Source organism: Micromonospora sp. WMMC250 (genome assembly GCF_027460215.1).
Lineage (GTDB): Bacteria > Actinomycetota > Actinomycetes > Mycobacteriales > Micromonosporaceae > Micromonospora > Micromonospora taraxaci.
Window position 1 is genome coordinate 6,615,964 of the sequence record NZ_JAPZBJ010000002.1, and the last position, 23,232, is coordinate 6,639,195.

Sequence of the window (23,232 nt, forward strand, 5' to 3'; positions counted from 1 at the left end):
ATGGCCGGTTCACCGCGTACCAGCGGGCACCGCGAGGTGCTCTACGTCATCGCCTGCGGCTCGCCGCTGGCACGGCACGTCGGCCTCCTGGTCGACCTCGCCCAACAGGATGGTTGGGACGTCTGCGTGGTCACCACGCCGGACGGCGCGAAGTTCGTCGACCAGTCGGCACTGGTTCGGCAGACCGGGCATCCGGTGCGGACGCACTACAAGAACCCCGGTGACCCGGACGTGCTGCCGCCCGCCGACGCCATGATCGTCTGCCCGGCCACCGTCAACACCGTCAACAAGTGGGCGGCCGGGATCGCCGACACCCTCGCGCTCGGCCTGCTGGTCGAGGCGCAGGGCAAGGGCATCCCGATCGTGGCCGTGCCGTACACCAATGTGGCGATGGCCGCCCACCCGGCGTTCCGCGCCGGGGTGGCCCGACTGGCCGAGTGGGGTGTCACCGTGCTCTTCGGTGATCATGTGGTCGCGTTGCACCCGCCGGGAACGGGGGAGCAGCACCTGTCCGCGTTCCCGTGGGCGAAGCCTCTGGCCGCGCTGCACACCGTCGCCGCGAACGCCGCCTAAGCTCCGACGGCGGGGCTTCGCGGCGCTGCTGAGGGTTGACGGCGAGGGCTTCGCCACGCCGCTTGAGAGTCCGACGGGGGGCTTCCGGTCGACGTGGCCGGGCGGGCGTCACCGCCCGGCGGCCCTCGCGCCGGTAAGCTGGCCCGCCGTGAGCACAAGCGGATCCGCGCCGACGGTGACCGACGTGGTGGCCGAGCTGGAACGGCGTTTCCCGCCGGCCTGGGCCGAGGAGTGGGACCGGGTGGGCCTGGTGCTCGGTGAGCCGTCCGCGCCGGTGCGCCGGGTGCTCTGTGTAGTCGACGTGGTGCCCGAGACGGTCGCCGAGGCGCTGGCCGCCGACGTCGACTTGATCGTCTCGCATCACCCTCTGCTGCTGCGCGGCGTCTCGTCGGTCGCTCCGACGACCTTCAAGGGGCGGATCATCCACGACCTGATCCGGGCCGGGGTGGCGCTCTACGCGGCGCACACCAACGCCGACGTGGCCGCCCCCGGCGTCTCCGACGCCCTCGCCGCCCGGTTCGGGCTGACCGGGCTGCGGCCACTGCTGCGACCCGCGCCCGGCTCGCCCGCCCACGGCGACGACCGGGGCTTCGGTCGGATCGGCGAGCTGCCCCGGCCGATGACCCTCGCCGAGCTGACCCGGCACGCCGCCGCCGTGCTTCCCGTCACGTCCTGGGGAGTTCGCGCTGCGGGCGATCCCCGGCGTATGGTTCGTACCCTCGCCGTCAGCGGCGGGTCGGGGGACAGTTTCCTCGGCGCCGCGACCGCCGCCGGGGTGGACGCATTCCTCACCGCCGACCTGCGGCACCACCCGGCCGGCGAGCACCTCGCCGCCGATGGTCCCGCCCTGATCGACGCCGCCCACTGGGCGACCGAACGACCGTGGCTGGACGACCTGGCCGACCTCCTCCGGGAGGCGTTGGGCGTCGAGACGCTGGTGTCCGACCTGGATACCGACCCGTGGACAGTGCACGCCGCCGCACCCGTTGTGGACGACAAGGAGCCCCGACCGTGAAGGCTGACCCTCAGGTGCAGCGCCGCCTGCTCGACCTCCAGGCGATCGACACCAACCTCGCCCAGCTCGCCCACCGTCGGCGGTCGCTGCCCGAGCGGGCCGAGCTGGAGGCGCTGGCCCGGGAGTTGTCGGCGTTGGAGGACGAGCGGGTCCGCGCCCAGGTGGCGGTCGACGACCTGGACCGGGACATCGCCCGGATGGAGAAGGACGTCGAGCAGGTCCGGGCCCGCAAGGAGAAGGACGAGAACCGGCTCGCCGCCGGCACCGGCCCCGCCCGCGAGTTGGAGGCGCTCCAGCACGAGCTGGTTTCGCTGAACCGCCGTCAGGGCGACCTGGAGGACGCCGAGCTGGAGCTGATGGAGCAGCGGGAGACCGCGCAGGGCGTCCTCGACGGGGTGGAGCAGCGGTTGGCCGACGCCCGCGACAAGCGGGCCGCGACCGAGCAGCGCCGCGACGAGGCGATGGCCGAGATCGCCAAGGAGGAGGAGTTCAAGCGGGGGGCCCGTCAGCCGCTCGCCTCTGACCTCCCGGCCGACCTGGTCAAGCTCTACGACAAGATCCGTGAGGACACCGGGCTGGGCGCCGCGCTGCTCACCGCGGGCCGTTGCGGCGGGTGCCGGTTGGAGCTGTCCGGCGCCGACCTGGCCCGCATCCGAGGGGCCGCCCCGGACGACGTGGTCCGCTGCGAGGACTGCCGACGGATCATGGTCCGCACCAACGAGTCGGGTCTGTAGGTCGTGGCACCGCGCGTGGTCACCGTCGAGGCCGACGGCGGGTCACGGGGCAATCCCGGCCCCGCCGGCTACGGCGCTGTGGTCCGTGACTCGGAGACCGGTGAGGTGCTGGCCGAGCGCTCCGAGTCGCTGGGCACGGCGACCAACAACGTCGCCGAGTACCAGGGCCTGATCGCCGGGCTGACCGCCGCCGCCGAGCTGGGTGCCGCCGAGGTGGACGTCCGGATGGACTCCAAGCTGGTCGTCGAGCAGATGTGCGGCCGGTGGCAGATCAAGCACCCCGGTCTGCGACCCCTGGCTGCCCAGGCGGCCGGGCTGGTGGGCCGCTTCGCCGCGGTCCGGTTCGCCTGGATCCCCCGCGACCAGAACCGGCACGCCGACGCGCTCGCCAACGCCGCCATGGACGCCGCCGCCGGGCGACCCCCGTCGACGGGCGCCGCCGCCCCGGCGGTCGGCAGTGACCGAGCGACCGCCCCGGCGGTCGGCAGTGACCGAGCGACCGCCCCGGCGGTCGGCAGTGACCCGGCGACCGCCCCGGCGTCGTGGGAGCCCCGCCCGACCTTCACCGCCACCCGGCTGATCCTGGTCCGGCACGGCGAGACCGAGTACACCGAGCAGCGCCGCTACTCCGGTCGCGGCGACGTGCCCCTCTCCGAGAAGGGCCGCGCCCAGGTCCGCGAGACCGCCGCCCGGGTGGCCGCGCTGGCCCCGACCGTCGCGGCCGTGCTCAGCTCACCACTGTCCCGGTGTACGGCCACGGCGGCGGCCATCGCCGAAGCGCTCGGTGACGTGCCGGTGCGCACCGAGGACGACCTGATCGAGTGCGACTTCGGCCAGTGGGAGGGGCGCACCTTCGCCGAGGTGCGCGAGGGCTGGCCGGGGGAGATGGACGCCTGGCTCGCCTCACCCCGGGTCGCCCCGCCGGGCGGGGAGTCGTTCACCCACGTCGCCGAACGCGCGCACCGTGTCGTGGCGGGGTTGCTCACCGCGTACCCCGGGGAGACGGTGGTGCTCGTCTCGCACGTCTCGCCGATCAAGCTGGTGCTGCGCGACGCCCTCGCCGCCGGCGACGGGTTCCTTCACCGGCTCTTCCTGGACGCGGCCGGGATCTCGGTGCTCGACATGTGGCCCGACGGCGGCGTCGCCGTCCGCACCGTCAACGACACCTCCCACCTCGCCGCTCTCTGAGCCGTTCACCAGTCGGCCGGTCGGTCGCGCCGTTCGGCGCAGCCGGCCGGCCGTTCGGCGCAGCACCCTCCGAACGGGTCGCGTGACGGCCGTCACAAAGTCGTAGCCTCCGGCCGTTACATCGAGAGCCTCGACTCCCCGGAGGTGTGTCAGATGGCTGCACCGGAACCGGAGGCGCCCACTACGGCGCCGACCAGGGCGAAGGACCACAGCCCCTGGAACTGGTTGCTCTTCATTCCCATCGTGGTGCCGCTGGTCCCGGCCTTCTTCAACGGCGACTCGCCCCGCGTCTTCGGGTTTCCCCGCTTCTACTGGCTGCAACTGGCGTTCATCCTGCTCGGCGTCGGCACCACGACGCTGGTCTACCAGATGACCAAGAAGCGTGGAGGCCGCTGATGTGGCGCGACCATCTCACCGAGATCATCGTCTTCACGCTGCTGTTCCTCCTGGTCAGCGCGATGGGCTTCGTCGCCGCCCGCTGGCGCGCCCCGAAGGACATGGCGCACCTGGACGAGTGGGGCCTGGGCGGGCGCAGCTTCGGCGGCTGGATCACCTGGTTCCTGGTCGGCGGCGACCTCTACACGGCGTACACCTTCGTGGCGGTGCCGGCCCTGATGTTCGGGGCGGGGGCGGCCGGGTTCTTCGCCGTGCCGTACACCATCGTGATCTATCCGTTGGTGTTCCTGGTGCTGGTCCGGCTCTGGTCGGTGTCGCACCGGCACGGGTTCGTCACGCCTGCCGACTTCGTCCGTAAGCGCTTCGACTCGCCGGTGCTGGCGCTGCTGATCGCGATCACCGGCATCGTGGCAACCATGCCGTACATCGCGTTGCAGCTGGTCGGCATCGAGGCGGTACTCAAGACGATGGGGGTCACCGGCGACAACGCGCTGGCCCGGCACCTGCCGATCATCATCGCGTTCGCCATCCTGGCCGCGTACACGTACCAGTCCGGGCTGCGCGCGCCGGCGCTGATCGCGTTCGTCAAGGACAGCCTGATCTACATCGTCATCCTGGTGGCGGTCATCTACCTGCCGTACAAGCTGGGCGGTTGGGGGGACATCTTCGCCGCGGCGGACGCGAAGTTCGACGCCTCGCCCAACCCGAACGACGGCATCCTGCTCAACGGCAACAACCAGCTCCAGTACGTGACGCTGGCGTTCGGTTCGGCGTTGGCGCTCTTCCTCTACCCGCACAGCATCACCGGTGTGCTGGCCAGCCGGAACCGCGACGTGATCAAGCGGAACATGTCGGCGCTGCCCGCGTACAGCCTGCTGCTCGGGTTGATCGCCCTGCTCGGCTACATGGCCATCGCGGCGGGCGTGAAGCCGTTGCCCGGGGCCAAGGAGGGCACTGTCGACAGCAACACCGTCGTGCCGCTGCTGTTCGACCAGCAGTTCCCGGACTGGTTCGCCGGTGTCGCGTACGCGGCGATCGGCATCGGCGCGCTGGTGCCGGCGGCGATCATGTCGATCGCGGCGGCGAACCTGTTCACCCGCAACATCTACAAGGAGTACCTGAAGCGGGACGCCTCACCGGCCCAGGAGGCCAACGTCTCGAAGATCACCTCGCTGGTGGTGAAGGTCGGCGCGGTGGCGTGCATCGTCTTCCTCGACCCGCAGTTCTCCATCGACCTCCAGCTGATCGGTGGCGTGATCATCCTCCAGACGCTGCCGGCGGTGGCGTTGGGCCTCTACACCCGCTGGTTCCACCGCGCCGGCCTGATCGCCGGCTGGGTGGTCGGCATGGGGCTGGGCATGTGGATGCTCTACCAGGTGGCCAGCCCGACCCGGAAGCACTTCGGCGGCTCGGCGTTCCCGCTGTCCGAGTTCGGGTTCGACACCACCAAGACGATCTACGTCGGCATCGTGGCCGTGGCGGTCAACCTGGCCGTCGCCGCGCTGGTGACGCTGGCACTGCGGGCCGCTAAGGCGGACGAGGGAGTCGACGGCACCGAGCCGGACGACTACTTCGCCGACGAGGGCGACCCCCGGATCACCCCCGGCCCCGACCGCGACGCCGAATCGGCCCGCGAACCGGTCGCCTGACCGCTGGTACGCCCGGGTGCCGACATCGGTCGGTGCCCGGGCGTATCTGTGTCCAGGGCCGTTGTCCGGTGGGCCGTCGTCGGCGAATCGGCGTCGTCGTGGCCTGGTTGTCGGCCGGGTGGCGTCGTCGTGACGTGGTCGTCGTGGGGTCGTTGTCGCGGAGCGGCGAGGTGGTTTCAGGCGCTATCGAGCTGATGTCGCAAACGAATCATGCGCCCTCCGACGTCGGCAGCGGGGGGTGCGGCGTTCAGCTGGAGCTGCGGCGTCAGCGGGGGCTGCGGCGTCCAGCTGGGGTTGCGGCGGGAGCGAGGGCTGCCGGGCCGGGTCAGGCCGGCGATTTGGCGCGCTCTGGCTCCCAAGATTGTGCTCGATCGTTGTTGTAGTGGCGTTGGGCCGCGCGCGAGGCCACTACAACAAGGATCCTGCGCGATCTCGAAGCTTGCGTCGGTCCACCAGGGACGGCCGTGCTTCTGGCGCGCCCTACGGTTGCTCGCGGCCGATGCCCTGTAGGGCGAGGGTCAGTAGTTGTTCCGCCTTGGCCGCGCCCATCGGTTGCGCGGCGAGTGAGATGCCGTTGGCGAGGATCATCAAGTCGGCCATGGTGACGTCGGGCCGTACCGAGCCCTCGTCGACGGCTCGGCGCAGCAGTGGCGCACCGGCGGCGACGAGCGTCGCACCGCAGGCGTCGCTCTCCTCGGCGGGCTCGTTCAGGAGCGAGTCCGCGAGGCCGCGGGTCGTCGTGGCGTACGCGGTGACCTCGTGCAGCCAGGTCGTCAGCGCGTCGAGGGCGTCCGGCCCGTCGAGCAGGTCTCCGGCGCGCGCTGCCAGGTTGCGGACACAGTCGCGGAAGATCGCCTGGAGCAGCGACCACCGGGTGGGGAAGTGCCGGTGCAGGGTCGCCGATCCCACCCCGGCGGATCGGGCGATCTCCTCCAGCGAGGCGTACGCGCCGTCGCGGGCGATCGCCTCGGAGGCCGCCGTGACGATGAGGTCGTAGTTGCGCTGCGCGTCCGCTCTCATGGCCCGCCTTGCAAAAGTGGGGTGGTCCCCCATATCGTAGCCGACGAGAAGTGGGGGACCACCCCACTTGTTTCTCGGGAGGCATCATGGCTGTTCTCGTCATCGGCGCGACGGGCAAGCAGGGCGGGGCCACGGCTCGAGCGCTGCTCGACCGTGGCGTCCCGGTCCGCGCCCTGGTCCGTGATCCCGGCACCGACAACGCCCAGGCTCTGCGGGCTCGGGGCGCCGAACTGGTCACCGGCGACCTGGACGACGCCAACTCGCTGCTCGCCGCGGCGGACGGGATGGACGGCCTCTTCTCCATCCCGTACCCCGACGTGACCGACATGCAGGGCGACGCCGAGGTGACCCGCGGCCGCAACGTCGTCGAGGCGGCGCACCGGGCCGGTGTGTCACACGTCGTGCACAGCAGTGTCTCGGGCGCCGGGGACTTCCACCGCAACCAGCCCGGATGGGCCGAGGGCCGGTGGGACAGGCACTACTGGGAGAGCAAGGCGGCCATCGACGAGATGGTGCGCTCCGGCGGGTTCGCGCACTGGACCGTCCTGAAGCCGTCGACCTTCATGGAGAACCTCGTCGGCTGGTCGTACCTCTTCGGCGACTGGTCCACCGGCACCATCATCACCGGCTTCGCCGCGGACACGCGACTCCCGTGGATCGCCGTCGACGACATCGGCGAGGCCGCGGCGATCGCGTTCACGAACCCGGGGAAGCTCGACGGCCAGGACGTCGAACTCGCCGGTGACCTGCTCACCATGACCGAGGTCGCGGCCATCCTGAGTGAGGTCACCGGCCGGGCGATCACCGCTCCCGTGCTCACCCCGCAGGAGGCCGTCGAGCGCGGCCTGCTGCCCGCCATGGTCAACGCCGTCGAGCGGATCAACGAGATCGGCAGCCCGGCCCGTCCGGAAATGGCCCGCGCCCTCGACCTGCCTGTCACCGACTTCCGCACCTGGGCGCGGCGAACGTTCTCCTGAAACCCGGCCGGGTGGGCGGGCTCGGCGGGCTCATCTCGGCGGTAGGTGGCGGCGGTGAGTGGGACCGCGACACCACCGCGCGTGGTCAGCGGCGGCGGTTGCGGTTCACCAGGGCCTGGTTGAGGCGGCCCAGCAGCGCCGCCAGCGTCGCCCGGTCCTCGTCGCTCCAGTCGGCCAGCATGTCGCCGTAGAGCCGGGTCCGTGCGGACCGCACCGCCGCCATCCGTTGCAGGCCGGCGGTGGTGGCGGAGATGACGGTGCCGCGGCCGTCGGACGGGTCCGGGGTACGCGTGATCAGGCCGTCCCGCTGGAGCGCGGACACCTGCCGGGTCACCGTCGAGCCGTCCAGGTTGAGTTGGGCGGCGAGCGCGGAGACGTTCTGCGGGCCGGAGTTGTCCAGGTGCCGCAGGATCACGTACGCCGCCCGGTCGAGCACCCGGTGCTCGGCGGTGCCGGTGGCCCGCCGGGTCGCCTCGCCGAAGCGCATCAACAGGGCCACCTCCGTCTCGATGCGGCCCAGGGTGATCTCGTCGTCGTCACTCATAGCTGTATGATACAGAATAAGTACCTGTAGGATACAGCTAATTGAGGAGTCGGAGTGGATCGGCGTTCCGAACCGAACCGCAGTGCCATCTACGCCACCACGCTGGTGGCCTTCCTCGCCATCGCCGGCATCGCCGTCGTCGACCCGATCCTGCCCGCCATCGGCGACGCGATCGGCGTCACCGCGTGGCAGGTCGAGTTGCTGTTCACCGCGTACATCGCGGTCATGGCCGTCGGCATGATCCCGGCGACGCTGGCCAGCGGCCGGTTCGGCTTCAAGCCGGTGCTCATCACCGGTGTCTCGGTGGTCGGCGTCGCCGCGATCCTCGCCTCGTTCAGCGACACCATCGTGCAGCTCTCCGTGCTGCGCGGCGTCTGGGGGCTGGGCAACGCGATGTTCTTCGCCACCGCCATGGTGGTGCTGGTCAACCTGGCCGTCGACCGGGAGTGGGTGGTCGGCCTCTTCGAGACCGCCCTCGGTCTCGGCTTCGCCGTCGGCCCACTCATCGGCGGCCTGCTCGGCGAGGTCAGCTGGCGGCTGCCGTTCTTCGTCTGCGGCGTCTTCATGGTCCTCGCCCTCGGCGTGGCCTCCCGCAAGCTCCGCGAACCCACCAACCGCCAGCCTCCGGTACGCGTCGGCCAGATCTTCGCCACGTTCCGCCGGCCGGCGTTCATCGCCCTCTGCGCGGTGACCGCCACGTACAACTTCGTGTTCTTCGTGGTCCTCGGCTACACGCCGCTCTTCCTCAAGCTGGACATCATCCCGCTGGGGCTGGCGTTCACCGGCTGGGGTCTCGGCCTGGCCGCCGGCATCCTGGTGATCGGCCACCGCCTGGCCCACCGCATCGGCGCCGTGCAGACCGTCGGCGTCGCCATCGCCGGGCTGCTGGTCTGCATGGTCCTCTTCGCCACCTCCACCAGCACCGCCGAGTCGCTCGTCGTGCTGGTGCTCGCCGGACTCTGCATGGGGATGGCCAACGCCAACCTCACCGACCTGGCCCTCGGCCTCGGCTCCAACGACCGGCGGGTCGCCACCGGCGCGTTCAACCTGGTCCGCTGGGGCGCCGCCGCGCCCGCGCCGATCATCTCCGGCAAGCTCGCCGAACACTCCCTCTCGCTGCCGTTCTGGGTCGGCTTCGGGGTGCTCGCCGTCGGAGTCCTCGTCTACCTGGCCTTCGCGCACGTGATGGCCGCCGGCTACGGCGAGCGGGTCCTCTGGTCCCGCTGGAACCGCAGCGCCGCAGCTGCCGAGAAGACCGCCGAGGAGCCGGTAGGCGAGGCGTACTGACGGCCCCGGCCCGCGCTTCAAGATCCGCGCAACATCGGGGAAACTGCTGCCTCCGGGCTCGCTGAGGCAGCACCATCCCGGATGTTGCGCGGATCTTGGCGTTGCGGGCGCTCAGCTCAGGGCGCGGTAGAGCAGGTAGAGGCCGATCGTCGTACCGAACACCACGATCAGCCCCTTGAGCAGCACCGGCGGCAGCCGACGGACGAGCCGCGCGCCCGCGTACCCCCCAATGAGGGTGGCCGGCGCGACCACCGCGACGGCCGCCCAGTTCACCGGGCCGAACAGGGCGAACACCACGAGCGTCGTCAACCCCACCACGGCGGACAGCAAATTCTTGATCGCGCTCACCCGCGCCAGGGTCGCGTCCAACACCAGGGCCAGCCCGGCGACCAGCATCACCCCGAGGGCGGCGCCGAAGTACCCGCCGTACACCGCGCCGAGCGCGACCATCGTCTGCACCGCTACCGTCCGCTGGCGTGGCGACAGGTCCCGGGGGTGACCGACCAGCCGGCGCAGCGGGTCCTGGAAGGCCAGGACCGCTGTCGCGCCGAGAACCAGAAAGGGTACGACCACCTCGAACGCGCGGGCCGGCGTGGCCAGCAGCAGCAACGCCCCGAGGATCGTGCCGACGATGGTGGTCGGCACCAGCGTGGCGAGGGCGCGGGGGCGCGGCAGGTCCTGCCGGCTGCCCGCCACGCTGGCCACGTACCCGGGGAAGACGGCCACCGAGTTGCTGACGTTCGCCGGCACCGGGGGCAACCCGACCGCGATCATCGCCGGGAAGGTGATCAGCGATCCACCACCGGCCACCGCGTTGACAGTGCCAGCGGCGAGACCGGCGGCGAGCAGCAGCGCGGCGTGGGAGAGATCCATAGCCCCACGAGGCTAGCCGCCGCCTTCCGAGGCAGCTCCGCCGGACCGGCCGTGAGCTGCGCGATCTTGGTCTGGCGGGGCGGCAATACCGGCAGCACGCTCGTCGTTAGGATGGAAGCGCGACGGACGAGTCGACCGGGCGGTCGCGTCGGCGGGCTGCGGCCCGCCGCCGAGGAACGTCCGGACTCCACAGGGCAGGGTGGTTGTTAACGGCAACCCGGGGCGACCCGCGGGACAGTGCCACAGAAAACAGACCGCCGACCCCCAACGGGGACGGTAAGGGTGAAACGGTGGGGTAAGAGCCCACCAGCACCCCGGGTGACCGGGGTGGCTCGGTAAACCCCACCCGGAGCAAGGCCAAGCAAGGGCCGTCACCGCAAGATGACGACCCGGCGCAGACGCTTGAGGGCTGCCCGCCCGATGTCTGCGGGTAGGCCGCTAGAGCCTGTCGGCAACGGCAGGCCGAGATGGATGACCGCCGCCGGCGCGGATCCTTCGGGGTACGCGTCGCGTACAGAATCCGGCGTACAGGTCGACTCGTCCGTCGCCTACCAGGTCAGCCGCCTTCACATGGTGGCTGACCTGCTGTTTCCTTGGGTGTTGCTGGTCCCCGTTGGGCATCGTCGGTCGGCGTTTGGCGGCCCCGTGACGGCCCATACGGCCCAGCCACGGCCCAGACGGCAGTCCAACCGGTCCAATAGTGGCTAGCCAACACCAGGTCGGCTCGGCAAGATTGGGACTCTCGCGCCCAATTGAGAGGTAGGTGCGCCGTGTCTTGGGCCTCATCACTGGACCTAAACAGGGCTCTGGCCGCATGTCACTATGACCTGGTGGGGGACTGGTTCCGTGATCCATGGGGCTGGCCCGAGTTGGACTGGGTGGTCTCAACCCGACCCGATTTCATAGAAGCACGCATTGAGAGCACTGATGTCAGGGCCGTCTCCAAGATCGATGTCCCAAAGGAGAACTTCGGCATCCGGCCGGCGATGGTGATGGACCCACTAGACCGACTCGCCTACCAGGCGCTGGTGGGCCACCTCAGCGTGCCCTTGATCGGAGGGATGCATCGCAACGCATACGGGTGGCGACTTCCGCTAAAGGGCATGACTCCGGGGGTATATTCCCCGGGCGACAAGCAGTGGGAGAACTACCGTTCCTACTTATCTCGCCTAGCCGGAGAGTTTGAAGTAGCACTTAAGACCGATATAGTTTCCTGCTTTGCGAGCATCCCGATCGACAGACTAATCGAGGAAATTGAACGTAAAGTCACTCGCGCAAGCTCTCGGCCCATCGCCGATAATCTATTCGCCCGTCTTGTAAATTGGAACAGAATCACCGGCCGGAGTGGTATCCCTCAACGCTTTCAGGCGTCGGCCGTGCTTGCTAACCTCTACTTGTCGCAACTGGACGAGGTGTTGGATCATCACTCGTCCGACGTCGATGGCGACCCGGGTAAGCGGCGTAGCTTTGTGCGATGGATGGATGATGTGTGGCTCTTCGGTGACGATGCTGGCAACCTCCGCCGCGCACAAGTCGAGATCAACAGCGCGCTTAATGACTTGGGCCTCCATATGAACTCCGGCAAGACTGAACTACTTGAGGGAGGGCAGGTAGCTGTTAGTGCTCGTGAGGTCGAGCACAGCGCAATCGACGAGGAACTCCTATTTGGTAAGCTTCTCCTTCTTAGGAAGAAGAGACTCGTCACCAAGCGGCTCGATGAACTAGTGGAGCGGCTCGTTGATGCCAAAGAAACTGCAAGCCGGACCTCAATCAAGTTCGCCACTACCCGGATGCGAACCTACAAACACTTTGAGAAAGTTGACGACTTTATCGAAGTCGCCATGCGGATGCCGCAAGGCGCAGACGCGCTAGCGCGGCTCTTTCGAGATGCAAAGAAAACCGGGGACATGGAGGACTGGTACATCGATTACCTTGGAAAGCCTTGGTCCAAGGTTGAATGGGCGGCAGCCCAGCTCGGTACCATGTTCCCGTCGACCGGCGGTGTTGGTCGCCCCATCCAGGACGAGTTCGCATCTATTCTCTCCCGGGGCGGATCATCTCTACCGATGACCGCTGTCGCTGCCCAACGCCTTGCCAAGTGGAACCGAAAGGAGGCACGCGTTGTAATCGCTGAGGCCATCAAACGAGCTGATAATCCTCTCCATCGGCGCGTGCTTGCTCTTGCGGGTCTAGAAGCTGGATGTTCCCGTACCGCTGTTACTAAATGGCTGAGTGAGTTCGCCGAAAACGCAGTTACCCTGGAACTGCTACAGGACCGCTCGTTCCGTAAACTCCCCTTGAAACCGGATTTTATTGGCAGCTAAACGATAATGCGAAGATCGCTCGACTGATGCTCGCAGACTTGTAGGAGTTGGTGGTACATGGAGCTACGTTCTGGGATTTCGGACCCAGACCGGACTTACTGGTCGGAGCGGCAGGGGCGTCGCCCTGGTGGCGCGCTTGGGCAATCCACGGTTCGCCGCCTCTTCTTCGTGCTTGTGCAGGACTTCGATCGTCGCGATCTTTTGCAGGAATGCTTCGGATATGAATGCGTCGACGCCGGCTATGTGGCTGGGTTGATGGGCGAGGAAATCGGAGACCGGATCCTCTTGGATCTCGGCCGCGAAATTGCGTGGCCTCTGTCTACCGCCGAAGTTCAAGCATGGGACGAGGATACGTTATTCGATATGATCGAGTATCTTCACGATCGTGTCTCCCTAGGGGATGAAACGGCGGGCGGTTTTCACTCTTACTCTGGTTGCGGCTGGCACTATTCGCGCTTCCATGCTAAGCCCGCACAGGAAGAGTATCGATGGCGGATCAACAATATATTGCGACGATGTGAGATTGGGTTCCAGCTAGGGCAAGATGGTGTGATTGAACGCACCCTTGTTTCTGGCACAGAAGCGCTGATGAAGAGTGCTCCGAAAGGAGTCGATCCCCATAACCGCGCCCTCGTGGAATCGGCGATTAGCAAGTTCCGGCGGAGGGGCGCGACACCGACTGATCGGCGAGATGCAATTCGGGATTTGGCCGACGTTCTAGAACACTACCGCCCAAGCGTAAAGGCGCATCTGCTGCCGAAGGATGAGGGCGCGTTTTTTGAAATCGCAAACAAGTTCTGGATACGTCACAACAAGCCCGATCAGTACAAAGACTACGATCGCGAACTGTGGTGGGCCTGGTTGTTCTACGTCTACTTAGCGTCAATTGCATTGGTGGTTCGCCTCGTTGAGCGACAAAAAGCCCTCGAAAGCCCCGACTAATTGAGGCCATTGAGACTACGGAGCCTAGAGCCATCCCGTCTGCCATCCACCCGCCCTCCGGGGAGCGGGCCGACGCCCGGCCCGCCGCGTCAAGCGGACCTTGACGCACGTTCGGACGCTGGCGGGTTGGCTTGCCCGGGTCGATGGCTGGCGGGATGGCCTGCCGCGAGACCACCCACGGACCGTGACCCGCCGACGCAGCCGCGGCCATCCTGGAGCCGGAGCGCCCCCGCCGGAGGCGCGATAAGAGCAACCCGGCGACTGCCGCCAGCTCGTCGACGTGGCCGGCGTGCGCTCCCCTACGCCGCGCGGGCTGGCCGCGCGGCCCGGCCGGCTGCCGGCCCCATCACACCACAACCCAAAGCCTTTCGTTCTGTGGGCGGCCCCCCTTGGGCTCCGCTTCCGCGCCAGCCACCGGGCGTGTTGCGTGGCCGGAGTCGGAGCGGCAGCGGAGCGACGGACGCGCGCCCAGGAGGCGGCGCGTGCGGCCCGCTCAGGGCCGCCTTGAAGACGTAGAACAATCCCGCCGGCAGTCCGGTTGTCCCGTCACGGCTGATGCTTGACACTCGCGTCCCACCTGACGCCTGACATGATCCTTAAGACGCGTCGCGGAGGCCTTCACGGTCTGTGACAAGGCGCGCATCGCGGCGGATCAGCTCGATCGATCAGCTCTGCGGTAAGGGCAAAAGTTGAACCAGGCCTACCGCGGTTTCCTCATTCGCCCGGGTGTGAACGGCGCGGACGGCCCACCGGCCAGCCGGTGTCGGAATCGGGGCTTGCTCGGGCATCGTCTCTTCACCCGGGTACGCAACCGTCACCTCGGTTCCAGGGGTGACGGAATCTATAAGCACCGCCGGTCCGTCCGTCTCCCAGATGCCACATTGCGCCCAGTCGACGGCAGGGTCGTCGAGGATGGACTTCGCGACGTTGATCAGCTCAGCCTCGGAGTCGGCGGCGAGCCAACGGACGAACGTCCGCCACTCCGGCAGGTAGCAGGTTCTGGCGGGTTCGTCCGCCAAGACAAGTCCTTGCCGGCCGCTGCTACCGATAGCGATCGCACCTGCCAGGCCGTCAACCTCGCAAGCGCGGTCGTAGTCATCCAGGGCGGCCCCGGTACCCGCGATCGTCCCGGCGGCCGTGCAGCCACCCCACTCGCTCAACACCGAAACCGGTATCGCGAGCAAAGGACCGCCCATCGACTCGACCCAAGCGGGGGAGGACTCCACCGAAGGCGTTGAGGTGGACCAGATGGCTTCCATACCGCTCAGTCTCCCGGCCGACCAGCGACCATGTGAGCTTGCGGGGAAGAGAGAGCTTGCTGGACGAGCGCGAGGACGAGCGGAAGAACCTGATCGTTTCCACCGACCGTCGCAGTGGAGTCTGCACTGTGTGGCGTCCCGTCGACGTCGACCAACTGGACGCCGGACTCCTTTGCGATTACGACGCCCGCTGCCGTGTCCCATGGCTTGTTGTTCAGCATGATAAAAGCATCGATCTTGCCGTGGGCGAGCCATGCCAGGTCGATCGCAGCCGATCCGTGCATGCGTATCCGTTGAACGTTCTCAACTAGTTGATGCGTAATACCGAGTCGCTGAACATTTTTGACTGTAGCATCAGTTCCTACAGCGTAGTCACCAATAGCAACAACGGAATTTCTCAAATCTTGTGCCTGACTGCAATGGATGCGCTCTCCGTTAGCGAAAGCGCCGCTCCCTTCGGCAGCGTGATAACGAGTTCCCAGGAATGGCAGGTCAATGATGCCTAAGACTGACGTTTTCTTGTGGATAAGGCCGAGAGAGATGGCGCACAGGGGTGAGCCGTGCACAAAATTTACAGTGCCGTCCACCGGATCCAGTGCCCACATGAGTTCCGTGGCATCGCCGCTCAGACCGTGCTCCTCGCCGAGGAAGCCAATGTCGGGTGCCTTGGCAGCCAGGAGTTCGCGGACCTGTTGTTCGATGGCGTAGTCCACCTCGGACGCCATGTCGCGGTCACCCTTGCTGGTGAGGGTGCCAGGTCGGAGGGTCCGCATGAGGTGATGCGCCAGGTCGACAGCCTCGTTTGCCAGGGGCAGAAGGTGCGCAAAGTTGCTCATACGTCGCGGCTGCGTTCCCACAGTGAGGTGAACATTCCGTCAAACACTGTGTAGAGGCCGGGAGTGGTAGCGGCGCGCTCGACGACCATCGTCGGGGAGTCAACTCCGCGCATCTGCGGTAGGTAATGCTGGACAACGCAGAGCCGGTCGTCAATCAGGAGCACGTTGACGCGGATGGTTTCGTCATACACGCGGATGGTCAAGCGTTCGCGGGCGTCGGGCGGGAGCCGATTGCGGATGCGCCCGGTGAGGTTTTGGATGTTGAGTTCGGTGAGCGCGCTGAGGTGCCCGTCTGGATAGTCGTCCTCATGCTCTTGCCTCCTTATTGCATCGCCAGCGGGGTCGAGAAACAGGCAGCGGAGATGGGTGCCGGTGGCCAGGAGTTTGAGGAGCTGGTTGTCGGCATACTGCTGGCTGAGGATGTTGAGCGACAGGCCGGCGGCCCGGATGTTCTTTGCGTCTTCAAAGAGGACATGTGGTGGCATCTTCGCGGTGAAGTCCGAGCGGCTCAAGTAGATCGCGGTGACGTCGGAGTACCGCTCTCGCGCACCTTCGTCAACCGGCAGGCTCCGGTCGGCGCATTCTGCCTCGGCGGAAACTCCTGATGTGCGGTTGCCACCGTCGCCGACAGGACGCTGTGTGGCCTGGGGTGGGTGTTCGCCGAGCAGTAGTGTCATCCGCGCGTGACCGGGCATGGCAAGGCCGGTGCAGATGCGGGTTAGTACCTCGATGCTGCTGACCCGACGGGTGCCGCTGATGATCTCGCTGATCTGAGCCTGACTGAGACCCGTGGCAACGCCGAGGTGGGTTTGGCTGGCGCGGGTTGCGCGCTGGACCAAGCGGAAGACGCGCGCAATGTCGCGGGCGGCCAAAGCGTCGATCATGTCGGTGTTGTCCCAGAGTGAAGGAGGCACGGTGAACGCTGTGGCTGCCCTGACGCTCATGCGTGTGGCTCCTTCCCAAACCTGGGTGGTGGTCAGCTTATCCGGTGGTCATATAGCCGGAACTGATCGACATCCAACGTGGATGAAAGTTATCTGCCCGGTTACTACCCGCTGTGATGGATGGGCGGTTGCTGCGCCTGACAGGTTCGGGGCATGTCAGGAGAGGGATCAGCTAAGCGGACCATCTGGCGGGGGTCGCGGTGATCGGGACGATGAAGGCCGGCGACGTCATCCACCTGACCACCGCGGCGAGTGTGCAGTTTCTGCGCCCGATCTTCGTGCGCGTCATCCGCGAGTTGCCTGAGCGGCACACGTACCACGGTTGGGTCTGGATTGAGGGTTACCAGCTGAACGCGGCGGGCGACGCCGTCGCGCGGCGCGAGTTGTTCGTGATGCGTGCGGGCGTGCGGATGCAGGCCCTGCCGGCCAAACGCCCGCGACGTCCGGTGCGGGTCGGATGACCTCGCACCTGCCGATGCGTCCGGCGTGGCTGTGCCGGAACTGCGCCGCGCCCTGGCCGTGCGGTCCCGCTCGGCTCGATCTCGCGACGGAGTTCTACGGTCATTCGATCGCGCTGGCGTTCTACCTGGCCGCGTCGATGCAGGAGGCGATCGACGACGTGTACGGCCTGGGTCTGCGCCCGGACCTGCCCACGCTGCACGGCCGGTTCCTCGGCTGGCTGTCGCTGGCCCGCCGGCCACACCGATAGCCAGGAAAAACCGGCCGGGTGGGTCGCCCCACCCGGCCGGCAACCGGATCCCTGAAACCTCAGTGCTTCTTGAACACCGGCATGGTGTCCAGCGTGGTGGTGATGTTCTGCGTGGTGCCGCCCCGGTACGTCTTTCCGGTGAAGATGTCCGTCCAGGTGTCGCCCGGCGGGAACCACACCGACGTGGTGGCGGTGTCGCCCGGCGTCGTCACCGGTGCCACCAGGTAGTCCGGGCCGTAGAGGTACTGGGAACCGGCGGTGGCGTACGCGGCCTGCTCGTTCGGGTACGCGAGGTACATCGAGCGGACGATGGGCGTACCCGTGCGGGTGGCCTCCTTGGCGGCGGCGTAGGTGTACGGCTGTAGTTCCTTGCGCAGGTTGAGGAACTTCTTGGCCGACGCGTTGGCCGCCGGGCCGTACTGCCAGGGCAGCCGGTCGCTGTGGTTGGAGTGCAGCCGGTCGATCGGCTGGAACGTGCCGAACTGGACCCACCGGGCGTAGAGGTCGTCGGGCAGCTTCGTGCTGCCCGGTTCGGTGCCCGGCTCCTGGAGGCCGCCGGTGTGCCCGCCGATGTCGTGGCTGACCGCGGCCAGCCCGGTCGCGGCGGACTCGCCCGGCGTGTAACCGACCTCCATCTGAAGGGTCGACCAGTCACTGGTGGTGTCGCCGGTGAAGTGCAGCGTGGTGCGCTTGTCGGCCCACGGCCCGGTCGACACGGGGGTCGGGCTGCTGTAGCCGCCGGCCTGCAACGAGCCGTACGCCCGGGAGAAGGCGAAGCCGGTCTTGTCGGCGTACTGCTGGTTGATCCACGCGTCGCCGGTCACCCCGGCGAGCGACGACGTGGTGTTGTCGCAGCACCAGTCCAGCCACCACAGGTCCGGGCCCTTGCTGCCCTTCGGCAGCATCCCGTCGTGCAGCTGCATGTACGCAGTGAGCTGGTCCGGGTCGCCGAAGTCGAACGCGTAGCAGTCGGGGCCGCCGTTGCAGCCGACGCGCTGAAGCTTGCCCTTCGCGGTGGCCTGCGCCTGCGCGAACTTCGGGTCCGACCCGAGGATGCTCGGGTGGATGTTGATGCCGGTGTGCAGGCCCTGCTTCCTGGCCCAGTCGAAGAACGCCTTCGGGTCGGGGATCCGGGTGGGATCGATGCTCCAGCCGTTCCACTTGTCCGGCGCCTTGACGTCGGTGTCGAGGACAAGAACATCAAGGGGTACGCCTTCGGCCTTCGCCCGGGCCACCAGGTCCTGGAATTCGGAGGCGGTGCGGTCGTAGTACTCGGAGTACCACACCCCGTACGCCCACTGGGGCAGCAGCTTCGTGGGCCCGGTCAGCGTCGACAGGTCCTTCAGAGCGCGGGTGAAGTCCTGCCCGTACGCGAAGACGTAGCCGTCCTGCTCGGGGGCGGGCCGGGGCTTGGTGGTGCGCAGGGCCGAGGCGGAGTCGTCGAGCAGGTACCAGCCGTCCTGGTAGAGCAGGCCCGGAGCGGTGAGCGCGGAACCGGTCACGCCGTCCAGGCCGCGGCGGTAGCCGCCGAGCGGCGCGTGCGGGGCGAGCAGCGGGGAGTCCTTGCTCGTGACGGCGACCGTGTCGACGTTGACGTTGCAGCTGGCGTCGGTGGGGCAGCCCAGCGTCACGGTGTTGGTGCCACGGTCCAGGTGGACCGGGACGGCAACGGTGTTCCAGTAGTCCCACCCGCTGGTCGGCGGAAGGGTCGCCGTGACCGGGGTCGCCGTGCCGGTCGTGACCGACATGGTGCGGGTCTGGCTCGGCTGTGCGCCGGCCTGGCCGTTGGCGTAGCGGATCTGCACCCGGTAGTCGCCCGCTGACGGGACATCCGTCACGGTGAGTGCCGCGGCGGCGGTGGTGTTTTCCAGGCCGGCCAGGAATCCCGTACCGGAAGCGCCGTTGTGGTCGTTCGCCGGCCGTGCGCCGCCGGTCAGGGCGCCGGTCTCGGCCTCTCCCAGCGTGCCGAACCGCAGCGGCTGCGGCTGGGGCGGGGTCGGCGCCGGGAACTCATCACCCGGGTTGACCACCGCGAGGCTGTCGATGTTCACGTTGCCGGAATCGTCGGGGCCCCGCACGATGCTGATCTCGTGCCGGCCGGCGGTGAGGTCGACCGGCACGCTGGCCAGGCCCCAGGTGTCCCAGTTCGCGGTGGGCGGCAGCGTCAGCGTGCGGCCGGCGTCGCCGTCGACCCGCACCGTCAGGGTGCGGTTCACGTTCTGGCCGTCGCCGCCGGTGCTGTTGGCATAGCGGACGGTGAGCTGCTTGGTGCCGGCTGCCGGGGCGTCGAGCGCGAAGGTGGCCGAGTCGCCGGTGGCGGCGAAACCGGCGGCGAACCCGCGTCCGGTGTACCCCTGGTGGTCGGTGGCCACGCCGGGGCCGTTCAGCTGTAGCGACTCGGCCTCGCACAGTGCGCCGAACACGCAGGCCGGCGCGGTGTGCCCGGCCCAGGGCCGGCCCTGCACGGTCTGCTTGCCGGCCTTGAGCTGCACGGTCAGGTTGTCGGCGGTGAACGCACCCGAGCCGACCTGGTAGCGCAACGTCATCGCGCCGGTGTCGATGGTGAGCCAGCCGTGATCGACGTGCTTCGTGAAGCGCGTACGGGCGAAGTCGTCGCGCCCGATCGCGTTGAACGTGGCGGCGTCGGTGAACCGGCCGTCCTTCTGGTACTCGGTGCGGATCAGGGTCGGGGACAGCACCTCGAAACGTGCGTCACCCGACCGGACCGCTCCGTCCTGCGCCTTGTGGCCGCTGGCCTGCGCCGGCGCGGACGGAGCGAGTGCCAGCCCGGCGATGAGGATGCCGGCTGCGGCGGCTGCCGTCGCGCGACGGCGCGGTGAGTTCCGATAGAGCAAGATGCGCTCCTCGTCTCATATGGAGGAAATGAGTCGATGACAACGCTGTCACTCGTCGGAAACGCGTGTCAACGGATCTTGGAGGGTGTCCCTTCTCTCTTTCGCCGCCTGCTGTGACCGTCGGCAGGACCCCGCCGAATGGCGGCGGAGTACTACTGTCGCTCGATCACGTTCGCGGTGCGAGCAGGTGACACCACCAGAGGGGTCGAATGGAGACATGGCGTGTGGTGGCGGGTGCCATCACGATGCTGGCAGTGAGCCTTGTCGGAGTCGCCCTGGCCACCAACTTTCGCGGCGTCGCGGAGTGGCACATGCGGCGGTCGATGGCTGCCGCTAGCGTGCTGCGGCGGATCCCGCCGTGGCGCTTTCTGCCCGACGCCGCGCAGGAGGAGCGTCTGGCGCGCTGGATTATGCTGGACCGGCTGTTCGGCGCAGCTATCGCCGTGGTCGGCATCATGGCGCTGGTGGATCTCGGCTACCGCCTGATCACCGGCAAGGAGATAGACACGGTGAAGTAGGCCGATCCAGGCTTACCGTCGGGCTATGAGTGACCACCACATCGCCACGGACGACGCGTGGGTGCCGGAGGCCTGCACCCTGCCGACTGCGGAACGACCGCTGCGGCTCGCCGAGTTCGACCAGTTCTTCGCCGACGCCGTGCGGGGCCTCGACCGGCTGTCGGCGCAGCATCTGCGCTTACATCTCGACGGCGGTACGCAGGTCGAGGAGGCGGCGCGGGACCTGACGGCCCGGGAGTCGTCCTGCTGCTCGTTCTTCACCTTTGACCTCTCTCGGCCGGACGGGGATTCGCTGTCGCTGGACGTGCGAGTGCCAGCGACCCACGTCGACGTACTCGACGCCCTGACCAAGCGGGCCGAGTCCGTCCGAAACGTTCAGTGACCACCCCCCACCCCACCCACCAGCTCGGTGATCAAGAGGTTTGCGTCAGAAAGAGGCCGCCTCGTGACGCAAACCTCTTGATCACCGGGGAGATCCCGGTGCGGGCAGCGCCGGGGAGGTCGCGGTGCGGTCGGTTAGCAGCGGGGGCCGGGGAGCGGGGCGGTGCCGGCGATGGCTTCTACCGTCGCTGTCGGCGTGGCGGGCTCCGTCGGAGTCGGCGAGGGCGGGGGAGCGCTCGGCGAGGCCGGGGTCGAGGGTGAGCTGCTGGGCGTGGCGGGGCTGATCAGGGAGACCGTGGTGCGCTGCACCTGCTTGGTGACCATCCGGATGCCGGTGGCGGTCGCCTTCTGCCCGTACACGTCGGTGACCGTGATGGTGTACGGCCCAGGGCCGAGCCCGCCCTCGACGGTCCAGTAGTTGTCGGTCTGGCGGGCCGCCTTGCGGAAGCCGCCGCTGGTCCCCTTCGCCTCGACGGAGCGCACCGGGTTGCCGTGGTTGCCGACCTGCACGGCGAACCAGTACTGCGAGGCGCCGCCCTTGATGCGGAAGGTGAGGCCTCCGTCGAGCGGCGGGTTGAGGGCCGCCCGGTACGTCACTGACGCGATGCCCTGCGACCGGTCGGCGATCCGGGTGAACGCCTCGGTGGAGAGGTCGATCTTCGTCGGCCCGCAGCCGCCGCACTGGTCCATGACCATGACCCGGACCGTGCCCTTGGGGCCCGTCACGTCCAGGTAGCTGCCGCAGGCCGCTCCCTTCGAGTACTGCGACGAGCCGAGGGCCACGTAGAGCCGATCCGCCGGAGGGCCGGGAAAGGAACAGTTGCCGCCCGAGCGGCCCGCGTCGTAGAAGCTGGCAGTTCCCTTGTGGACGGTGTTCCCCGACGGCGGCGCGGCGCAGGCCGGGGTGGCGCCGCCGCGTACGACGAGGGTGATGCCGAGGGTGGCGGCCAGGGCGGTGATGCCGGCGCCAGCCAACCAGTGCCGGACCCGCCGACTGATCCGGGGTGTGCTGGCCGGGGTGTCGTTCGCGGGTTCCGTGCCTGGTGCCGTCACGGCGCCTGATGTTGCCGCACCGGGCTGCGGCAACGCAAAGGCGGTCACTCGCCGGATCTGCGGGGTCGCGGCCCGTTGCAGGAGCGAGGGCAAGGGTTGGCTGGCCCCTTCTAGAGTTCCGGCCATGAACAGTCAATGCCCGAGCCGCACCTTCCTGCGGGTGTTCTCGGCGTTCGGTCTCGCCTTCGCGATGACGTTGACAGCGGCTGGCACCTGGTCGCTCGTTGATGACAGCCGAGGGTCGGAGGCCGAGGCCACGGTGCTCGACGTCGAGCAGCGAGGGAGGCGGACCCTCGTGACGGTGCAGTTCGAAACGAGCGGTGGCGAGGTCTGCGAGGCGGACTTCCGCGTAGCCGTCGACGAGAACCAGGCCGTGGCCACCGGCGACCGCATCCGCGTCCGTCATTCCGACAGCCGGCCCTGCCTCAGCGTGCGGGAGGTCGGCGATCAGTCGGGGTGGTACATGGTCCTCATCGCGGCGGTACTCCTGACTGCCTTCGGCATTCTGGCCTATGTCGCGTGGCGCCGGCCGCGACCGCCGCTCCCACTGCGCTACGCCGGCATGCCGTGAGGTGTTGTACGGCCGGAGTCGAGCCCTGCCCTCGATGGCCCAGTTGTTGTCGGCGTACCAGATACTGAGCAGATGATCAGCTTGCCGCACACGCTGTCGGGCCTGTCCAAGGGGACCTGGACCGACGCCGACTTTGCGAGTATGGGCTGGCATGACTGCCGAATCCATGCTCTCAGCATTGGTGACGGCGCGGACAACGAGCTTCCACCCGCAAGGCTGCTGCTCGACCTCGACTACATCGTGCGGTGGGTGCAGCCTGAAGGAGAGGATCAACGCTTCACCTTCTGGATCGCGCCGGCGACGCTCGTGTTCGACGGCGCCTGGAACATCGACTGCCAGCTTGGCCCACTCCACGACATGTTGGAGATCGCCGACATCCATCGACTCGACCCACCCGACGACAATCCCGAACCGTTGTGGCGCATCGAAGGTCAGAACTTCGACATTCGCCTCCGGGCTGCCGGATACACCCAGTTTCTCCGCACGCCGCCGCAGCACGTTCCCCGGCAGATGCTTACCGTCGCCCAGCGCTCGGGGATCAGTTTCGTCGAGCAGCCGTTCGCCTGACAGCGCGGGTTGCTGTA

The 23,232-nt window shown here is 68.0% G+C and carries 24 protein-coding genes and 1 other RNA gene; 17 read left to right on the forward strand and 8 right to left on the reverse strand.

Translation table 11 applies throughout. The annotated features are described in order from the left end of the window. The 6 genes from O3438_RS30160 (at position 1) to mctP (ending at position 5,555) form a co-directional block, all read left to right on the forward strand. Entirely contained in the window at positions 1-573 is a 573-nt protein-coding gene (locus O3438_RS30160) for a flavoprotein (protein ID WP_088988255.1), read from the forward strand. Between the two features lie 184 nt (positions 574-757). Then, on the forward strand, positions 758-1,588 hold the full coding sequence (locus tag O3438_RS30165) for a Nif3-like dinuclear metal center hexameric protein (RefSeq protein WP_269683804.1): 831 nt from the start codon (positions 758-760) through the stop codon (positions 1,586-1,588). Next, positions 1,585-2,322 carry a zinc ribbon domain-containing protein gene (locus O3438_RS30170; RefSeq protein ID WP_269682937.1) on the forward strand — a complete coding sequence of 246 codons (738 nt, stop codon included), beginning with the start codon at positions 1,585-1,587 and terminating at the stop codon, positions 2,320-2,322. Before O3438_RS30165 ends, O3438_RS30170 begins: the two co-directional genes overlap by 4 nt. 3 nt (positions 2,323-2,325) lie before the next feature. Beyond that, a complete protein-coding gene (locus O3438_RS30175; protein ID WP_269682938.1) occupies positions 2,326-3,510 on the forward strand; it encodes a bifunctional RNase H/acid phosphatase in 1,185 nt (394 codons plus the stop codon). A 153-nt stretch (positions 3,511-3,663) separates the two neighbouring features. Beyond that, on the forward strand, positions 3,664-3,906 hold the full coding sequence (locus tag O3438_RS30180; protein ID WP_145779578.1) for a DUF3311 domain-containing protein: 243 nt from the start codon (positions 3,664-3,666) through the stop codon (positions 3,904-3,906). Beyond that, positions 3,906-5,555 (forward strand): monocarboxylate uptake permease MctP, encoded by a 1,650-nt coding sequence (gene mctP / locus O3438_RS30185; protein ID WP_269682939.1) that lies wholly within the window; start codon positions 3,906-3,908, stop codon positions 5,553-5,555. Before O3438_RS30180 ends, mctP begins: the two co-directional genes overlap by 1 nt. 480 nt (positions 5,556-6,035) lie before the next feature. Here mctP and O3438_RS30190 read toward each other — a convergent pair whose 3' ends face one another. Further along, positions 6,036-6,575: a TetR/AcrR family transcriptional regulator gene (locus O3438_RS30190; protein ID WP_269682940.1), complete on the reverse strand. Its 540-nt coding sequence runs from the start codon at positions 6,573-6,575 to the stop codon at positions 6,036-6,038. 86 nt (positions 6,576-6,661) lie between these two features. Here O3438_RS30190 and O3438_RS30195 point away from each other — a divergent pair, with 86 nt between their 5' ends. Continuing rightward, a complete protein-coding gene (locus tag O3438_RS30195) occupies positions 6,662-7,552 on the forward strand; it encodes an NmrA/HSCARG family protein (protein ID WP_269682941.1) in 891 nt (296 codons plus the stop codon). Positions 7,553-7,637: 85 nt separating this feature from the next. Here the strand turns inward: O3438_RS30195 and O3438_RS30200 are convergent, their stop codons facing one another. Beyond that, the gene (locus O3438_RS30200; protein ID WP_145779582.1) at positions 7,638-8,096 is read right to left on the reverse strand and encodes a MarR family winged helix-turn-helix transcriptional regulator; all 459 of its coding nucleotides are present in this window, start codon (positions 8,094-8,096) and stop codon (positions 7,638-7,640) included. Between the two features lie 54 nt (positions 8,097-8,150). Here O3438_RS30200 and O3438_RS30205 point away from each other — a divergent pair, with 54 nt between their 5' ends. Next, positions 8,151-9,383 (forward strand): MFS transporter, encoded by a 1,233-nt coding sequence (locus O3438_RS30205; RefSeq protein WP_269682942.1) that lies wholly within the window; start codon positions 8,151-8,153, stop codon positions 9,381-9,383. A 111-nt stretch (positions 9,384-9,494) separates the two neighbouring features. On the opposite strand, the gene O3438_RS30210 is transcribed toward O3438_RS30205, so the two are convergent. Then, a complete protein-coding gene (locus O3438_RS30210; protein WP_269682943.1) occupies positions 9,495-10,256 on the reverse strand; it encodes a sulfite exporter TauE/SafE family protein in 762 nt (253 codons plus the stop codon). Between the two features lie 127 nt (positions 10,257-10,383). Between O3438_RS30210 and rnpB the strand changes: the two genes are divergently transcribed. The 3 genes from rnpB to O3438_RS30225 all read left to right on the forward strand — a co-directional run bounded on the left by rnpB (position 10,384) and on the right by O3438_RS30225 (position 13,522). Continuing rightward, positions 10,384-10,800: RNase P RNA component class A (rnpB, locus tag O3438_RS30215), an RNA gene on the forward strand. 286 nt (positions 10,801-11,086) lie between these two features. Next, entirely contained in the window at positions 11,087-12,580 is a 1,494-nt protein-coding gene (locus O3438_RS30220; RefSeq protein ID WP_269682944.1) for an RNA-directed DNA polymerase, read from the forward strand. Between the two features lie 57 nt (positions 12,581-12,637). Next, positions 12,638-13,522, forward strand: a complete 885-nt coding sequence (locus O3438_RS30225) for a hypothetical protein (RefSeq protein WP_269682945.1) — start codon at positions 12,638-12,640, stop codon at positions 13,520-13,522. Between the two features lie 665 nt (positions 13,523-14,187). Here O3438_RS30225 and O3438_RS30230 read toward each other — a convergent pair. The 3 genes from O3438_RS30230 to O3438_RS30240 are packed head-to-tail and all read right to left on the reverse strand — an operon-like array spanning position 14,188 to position 16,561. Continuing rightward, the gene (locus O3438_RS30230) at positions 14,188-14,781 is read right to left on the reverse strand and encodes an Imm21 family immunity protein (protein WP_269682946.1); all 594 of its coding nucleotides are present in this window, start codon (positions 14,779-14,781) and stop codon (positions 14,188-14,190) included. Between the two features lie 5 nt (positions 14,782-14,786). Next, on the reverse strand, positions 14,787-15,617 hold the full coding sequence (locus O3438_RS30235; RefSeq protein WP_269682947.1) for an inositol monophosphatase family protein: 831 nt from the start codon (positions 15,615-15,617) through the stop codon (positions 14,787-14,789). After that, positions 15,614-16,561, reverse strand: a complete 948-nt coding sequence (locus O3438_RS30240; protein ID WP_269682948.1) for a DUF5919 domain-containing protein — start codon at positions 16,559-16,561, stop codon at positions 15,614-15,616. The genes O3438_RS30235 and O3438_RS30240 overlap by 4 nt, the downstream gene beginning before the upstream one ends. Positions 16,562-16,764: 203 nt before the next feature. Between O3438_RS30240 and O3438_RS30245 the strand changes: the two genes are divergently transcribed. Beyond that, the gene (locus O3438_RS30245; RefSeq protein ID WP_442929749.1) at positions 16,765-17,022 is read left to right on the forward strand and encodes a hypothetical protein; all 258 of its coding nucleotides are present in this window, start codon (positions 16,765-16,767) and stop codon (positions 17,020-17,022) included. Continuing rightward, positions 17,019-17,270, forward strand: coding sequence for a hypothetical protein (locus tag O3438_RS30250; protein ID WP_269682949.1), 252 nt, complete (start codon positions 17,019-17,021; stop codon positions 17,268-17,270). Before O3438_RS30245 ends, O3438_RS30250 begins: the two co-directional genes overlap by 4 nt. A 59-nt stretch (positions 17,271-17,329) precedes the next feature. On the opposite strand, the gene O3438_RS30255 is transcribed toward O3438_RS30250, so the two are convergent. Continuing rightward, a complete protein-coding gene (locus O3438_RS30255; RefSeq protein WP_269682950.1) occupies positions 17,330-20,125 on the reverse strand; it encodes a TIM-barrel domain-containing protein in 2,796 nt (931 codons plus the stop codon). 209 nt (positions 20,126-20,334) lie between these two features. On the opposite strand from O3438_RS30255, the gene O3438_RS30260 reads away from it, so the two are divergent. Further along, positions 20,335-20,643, forward strand: coding sequence for a hypothetical protein (locus tag O3438_RS30260; RefSeq protein WP_269682951.1), 309 nt, complete (start codon positions 20,335-20,337; stop codon positions 20,641-20,643). A gap of 25 nt (positions 20,644-20,668) precedes the next feature. After that, positions 20,669-21,025, forward strand: coding sequence for a hypothetical protein (locus O3438_RS30265; RefSeq protein WP_269682952.1), 357 nt, complete (start codon positions 20,669-20,671; stop codon positions 21,023-21,025). Positions 21,026-21,159: 134 nt separating this feature from the next. Here O3438_RS30265 and O3438_RS30270 read toward each other — a convergent pair whose 3' ends face one another. Next, on the reverse strand, positions 21,160-22,077 hold the full coding sequence (locus tag O3438_RS30270; RefSeq protein WP_269682953.1) for an expansin EXLX1 family cellulose-binding protein: 918 nt from the start codon (positions 22,075-22,077) through the stop codon (positions 21,160-21,162). A gap of 160 nt (positions 22,078-22,237) precedes the next feature. Between O3438_RS30270 and O3438_RS30275 the strand changes: the two genes are divergently transcribed. Both O3438_RS30275 and O3438_RS30280 read left to right on the forward strand, forming a co-directional pair. Continuing rightward, the gene (locus tag O3438_RS30275; protein WP_269682954.1) at positions 22,238-22,648 is read left to right on the forward strand and encodes a DUF3592 domain-containing protein; all 411 of its coding nucleotides are present in this window, start codon (positions 22,238-22,240) and stop codon (positions 22,646-22,648) included. 72 nt (positions 22,649-22,720) lie between these two features. Continuing rightward, a complete protein-coding gene (locus tag O3438_RS30280; protein ID WP_269682955.1) occupies positions 22,721-23,215 on the forward strand; it encodes a hypothetical protein in 495 nt (164 codons plus the stop codon). The last annotated feature ends 17 nt before the right edge of the window (positions 23,216-23,232 follow it).

Coding starts and splice junctions, on each gene's coding strand:
- O3438_RS30160 (WP_088988255.1), top strand. CDS start 1: ATGGCCGGTTCACCGCGTACCAGCGGGCACCGCGAGGTGCTCTACGTC.
- O3438_RS30180 (WP_145779578.1), top strand. CDS start 3,664: ATGGCTGCACCGGAACCGGAGGCGCCCACTACGGCGCCGACCAGGGCG.
- mctP (WP_269682939.1), top strand. CDS start 3,906: ATGTGGCGCGACCATCTCACCGAGATCATCGTCTTCACGCTGCTGTTC.
- O3438_RS30190 (WP_269682940.1), bottom strand. CDS start 6,575: ATGAGAGCGGACGCGCAGCGCAACTACGACCTCATCGTCACGGCGGCC.
- O3438_RS30195 (WP_269682941.1), top strand. CDS start 6,662: ATGGCTGTTCTCGTCATCGGCGCGACGGGCAAGCAGGGCGGGGCCACG.
- O3438_RS30200 (WP_145779582.1), bottom strand. CDS start 8,096: ATGAGTGACGACGACGAGATCACCCTGGGCCGCATCGAGACGGAGGTG.
- O3438_RS30210 (WP_269682943.1), bottom strand. CDS start 10,256: ATGGATCTCTCCCACGCCGCGCTGCTGCTCGCCGCCGGTCTCGCCGCT.
- O3438_RS30225 (WP_269682945.1), top strand. CDS start 12,638: ATGGAGCTACGTTCTGGGATTTCGGACCCAGACCGGACTTACTGGTCG.
- O3438_RS30230 (WP_269682946.1), bottom strand. CDS start 14,781: ATGGAAGCCATCTGGTCCACCTCAACGCCTTCGGTGGAGTCCTCCCCC.
- O3438_RS30235 (WP_269682947.1), bottom strand. CDS start 15,617: ATGAGCAACTTTGCGCACCTTCTGCCCCTGGCAAACGAGGCTGTCGAC.
- O3438_RS30240 (WP_269682948.1), bottom strand. CDS start 16,561: ATGAGCGTCAGGGCAGCCACAGCGTTCACCGTGCCTCCTTCACTCTGG.
- O3438_RS30250 (WP_269682949.1), top strand. CDS start 17,019: ATGACCTCGCACCTGCCGATGCGTCCGGCGTGGCTGTGCCGGAACTGC.
- O3438_RS30260 (WP_269682951.1), top strand. CDS start 20,335: ATGGAGACATGGCGTGTGGTGGCGGGTGCCATCACGATGCTGGCAGTG.
- O3438_RS30265 (WP_269682952.1), top strand. CDS start 20,669: ATGAGTGACCACCACATCGCCACGGACGACGCGTGGGTGCCGGAGGCC.
- O3438_RS30280 (WP_269682955.1), top strand. CDS start 22,721: ATGATCAGCTTGCCGCACACGCTGTCGGGCCTGTCCAAGGGGACCTGG.